Source organism: Hanamia caeni, assembly GCF_003721595.1.
Lineage (GTDB): Bacteria > Bacteroidota > Bacteroidia > Chitinophagales > Chitinophagaceae > Ginsengibacter > Ginsengibacter caeni.
Genome location: NZ_RJJR01000039.1, coordinates 1 through 2,727, shown reverse-complemented (window position 1 = coordinate 2,727; position 2,727 = coordinate 1). Strand labels below are relative to the sequence as shown.

Sequence of the window (2,727 nt, the reverse complement as noted above, 5' to 3'; positions counted from 1 at the left end):
ACGAAGAGAACTCCTTGAAGCTTAGTAAGATCATCTTTTTTTGTCATACTTCGACAAGCTCAGTATGACGACAAGCTCAGCATGACAAAAAAAAGAACATTCACCCGTTAATAACGATAAATTAAGTTTTACCTGTCATCCTGAGCTTAGCCTGCCCAGAGCTTGTCGAAGGGTCGAAGGCGGTGTTAGTAGTAGGCAATAAAATTACACTTTTAAGCTAAGTGTGATAAACATTAATCTTTTTTTATCGTACGCGGTAAACTGAAACAGGGTATAAACGCGTTATCCAGCTTGTTAAAAACAATCGGCCTTAAAAATGATCATCGTCGGAATAAATGCATACCACGCGGATTCGTCCGCGGCCATCTTTGCAGATGGCCGGCTAATTGCTGCCATAGAGGAAGAACGGTTTAAAAGAATAAAACACTGGGCAGGATTTCCTTCAGAATCCATACTGTTTTGTATTAAACAAGCCGGTATCCGTTTTGACGAAGTAGACTATTTTGCTATCGGCCGCGACCCCAAAGCCAAATTCTTAAAAAAGCTATTATACCTCTCGAAAAATCCGGCAGGAAGTATTTCAGCCGTAAAGCACAGATTGGAGAATGCTAAAAAAGTTTCTTCCCTTGAAGTCGAACTGGCACAACTTTCTAATCTTCCTCCTTCCGCATTCAAAAATAAAATTCACCAGGTAGAGCACCACAGAAGCCATATAGCATCTGCTTTTTTTGCTTCGCCTTTTAAAGAAGCTGCATGTGTTTCCATCGATGGTTCCGGTGATTTTACCACTACCATGACGGCAATAGGCAAAGGGAACGATCTAACTATTCTTGATTCTGTTGACTTTCCTCACTCTCTTGGAATTTTTTATACCGCCTTTACCCAATTGCTTGGCTTTCCCCATTATGGCGATGAATATAAGGTAATGGGTATGGCTCCCTATGGGAAACCGTTATACGTAGATAGGCTTGAAGAAGTCATTCATCTTACCGGTGACGGTCTATTTAAACTGGATTTAAAATATTTTAGAAAGGGCACCGAGGGAGTCATTTCTTATGGCGACGATCACATTCCTGTTGTTCAACCCATGTATAGCGAACAAATGGTCAGCCGTTTTGGTCTGCCCAGGAAGAAAGATGAAGCTTTGACAGATTACCATAAAGATCTTGCAGCATCCGTACAACGGATAACAGAAAATACGATTTTTCATATTATGGAAAGCCTGCAAAAAAAGACAGGTTTAAAAAACATTTGCCTTGCCGGCGGCGTAGCCCAAAACAGTGTGGCCAATGGAAAAATAAAAACAAAAACTTCTTTTGAACATATTTACATTCCGTCAGCAGGCCATGATGCAGGAATTTCCTTAGGGGCTGCTTTATACGTTCAGCACCAAATTCTAAAAAAGAAAAGAATTCCTTCTATCCGGTCCGCCTATACCGGGAGCCAATTTAATAATGAAGAAATAAAGCAATTCTTAAGCTCAAAAAATATAGCATACCATGAATTAAGTGATAATTTGTTATTCGACAAAATTACAGATTGCCTTATTAACGGCGGCGTTGCAGGGTGGTTTACCGGCCGTGCAGAATTTGGCCCCCGCGCATTGGGAGGCCGTTCAATCATCGCAGATCCGCGCAGAGCCGACGCCAAGGAAATCCTTAACTCAAAAATAAAAAGAAGGGAAAGCTTCAGGCCTTTTGCACCTTCTATTTTAAAAGAATACGTGAATGAATATTTTGAACAAAGTGATGAGGTGCCGTTTATGGAAAAAGTCTTTCCTGTTAAAATAGCAAAACGAAAAGAAATCCCCGCTGTAACGCATGTTGACGGTACCGGTCGGTTGCAGACAGTAGATAAAAATATCTCTCCGAGGTATTATGGCCTGATAGAAACATTCCGGAGCAAAACCGGTGTTCCGATTTTGCTTAATACTTCTTTCAACGAAAATGAGCCTATTGTAAACACTCCGGAAGAGGCATTGAATTGCTTTTTAAGAACCAATATGGATATGCTTATTCTTGAAAATATTTTAATTATAAGATGAGATGCGATAAATTCAGTTTACAATGAATGTCAGCCTGAGCTTAGCCTGCCCTAAGCTTGTCGAAGGGTCGAAGGGAGCCTGAGCTTAGCCTGCCCAGAGCTTGTCGAAGGGTTGAAGTCTCTTTAGAAAGTCGAAGAAGGCTTAAATGCGACCCCTTCGGGCCCCTTGGAGCTCTTCGGGGCTTAGTGTGAGAAAAGAAGAGCAGCCCTTTCGCACGAAGCCACAAAGCGCACAAAGGAACACGAAGAGAACTCCTTGAAGCTTAGTACGATCATCTTTTTTTGTCATACTTCGACAAGCTCAGTATGACAACAAGCTCAGTATGACAAAAAAAGGAACATTCACTCTTTTAAATGCGATAAACTCAGTCCTGCCCAGAGCTTGTCGAAGGGTTGAAGTCTCGTTAGAAAGTCGAAGGAGGCTTAAATGCGACCCCTTCGGGCCCCTTGGAGCTCTTCGGGGCTTAGTGTGAGAAAAAAAGAGCAGCCCTTTCGCCCGAAGCCACAAAGCACACAAAGGAACACGAAGAGAACTCCTTGAAGCTTAGTAAGATCATCTTTTTGTCATACTTCGACAAGCTCAGCATGACAAAAAAAGGAACATTCACTCTTTTAAATGCGATAAACTCAGTCCTGCCCAGAGCTTGTCGAAGGGTTGAAGCCTCTTTAGAAAGTCGAAGAAGG

General features: G+C 42.0%; 2 protein-coding genes. One reads left to right on the top strand and one right to left on the bottom strand.

Annotated elements, in window-relative coordinates; translation table 11 throughout:
- Positions 1-316 precede the first annotated feature (316 nt).
- Positions 317-2,044: a carbamoyltransferase family protein gene (locus EFY79_RS21190; protein ID WP_123122761.1), complete on the top strand. Its 1,728-nt coding sequence runs from the start codon at positions 317-319 to the stop codon at positions 2,042-2,044.
- Positions 2,045-2,507: 463 nt separating this feature from the next.
- On the opposite strand, the gene EFY79_RS21825 is transcribed toward EFY79_RS21190, so the two are convergent.
- Positions 2,508-2,727 (bottom strand): hypothetical protein (locus EFY79_RS21825; protein WP_233578077.1); only part of this gene is annotated, 220 nt, incomplete at its 5' end.

What these genes read in the sequence shown, in the direction of transcription:
- EFY79_RS21190 (WP_123122761.1), top strand. Translation starts at nt 317, where the DNA reads ATGATCATCGTCGGAATAAATGCATACCACGCGGATTCGTCCGCGGCC.